This is a genomic window from Nostoc sp. UIC 10630 (assembly GCF_010747425.1).
In the GTDB taxonomy this organism is placed as follows: domain Bacteria; phylum Cyanobacteriota; class Cyanobacteriia; order Cyanobacteriales; family Nostocaceae; genus Nostoc.
In genome coordinates this window covers 1-914 of the sequence record NZ_JAAGOG010000462.1, presented here as the reverse complement: position 1 = coordinate 914, position 914 = coordinate 1, and the positions used below count along the sequence as shown (strand labels likewise).

1 protein-coding gene is annotated in these 914 nt (G+C 46.1%); it reads left to right on the top strand.

Going from position 1 to position 914, the window contains the following annotated elements; translation table 11 throughout:
- The first annotated feature begins 88 nt into the window (after positions 1–88).
- Positions 89–880, top strand: a complete 792-nt coding sequence (locus G1O98_RS38390) for an IS5 family transposase (RefSeq protein ID WP_163939702.1) — start codon at positions 89–91, stop codon at positions 878–880.
- Positions 881–914: the final 34 nt, after the last annotated feature.

The following is a 914-nucleotide window of genomic DNA, read 5'->3' as shown; positions in this document are numbered from 1 at the left end:
AGAGGATGTTTGAAAAGTCGGAAAAGGTGTAAAAAAGCTCTCTCAGTATAAGCTGTGAATAGATAATAAACAGCACCGAGAGAGTGACATGAGTAAAGCATATCCCAGCAACCTGACACGTGCTCAATATGAATTTTTAAGCGACCTAATTCCAGAACCAAAACCAGGTGGACGCAAGCGTGAAGTCGATATGTGGGCAGTTCTGAACGCGATTTTCTATGTTTTGATGGAAGGAGTGAGATGGAGAGCATTGCCTGGAGATTTCCCACCTTGGCAGACAGTGTACACATATTTCCGAAACTGGCGTAAAGATGGAACATGGTTGCACATCCATGATTGTCTGCGAGAGTGGACAAGGATTGAAATTGAGCGGCATCGGTGTCCATCGGAGGCGATTATCGATAGTCAAAGCGTCAAAAGTGCGGCAATGGTAAGTATTGCGGTGGGGTATGATGCGGGTAAGAAAATCACGGGACGCAAGCGATTTATGACAGTTGATACCTTGGGGTTAGTCTTGCGAGTCTTGGTGACAGCAGCCAATGTCGGTGAGCGAGAAGGGGGAAAACAAGTTCTCAAACGAGTCAAACAATCTCCACCTCAGGCATCTCGTCTGACAACTATCTGGGTAGATGGCGGTTTTGACGGTGCGCCGTTTATGCAGTGGGTCATGGATTTTTGTCGTTGGATTATCCAGGTCGTTCTTCGACCAGAGCAGACCAAGGGCTTTACCTTGCTCAAAAAACGTTGGGTGGTAGAACGCACTTACGGTTGGTTGATGGGATCTCGGCGATTAGTCAGAGATTATGAGTTATTGCCCGAAACCTCTGAGACTTTTATCTACCTTTCCATGATCCGTATTATGGTGAGGCGACTTGCTTAATTTTTGACTCCCTAAAACTTTTCAAACACCCTCT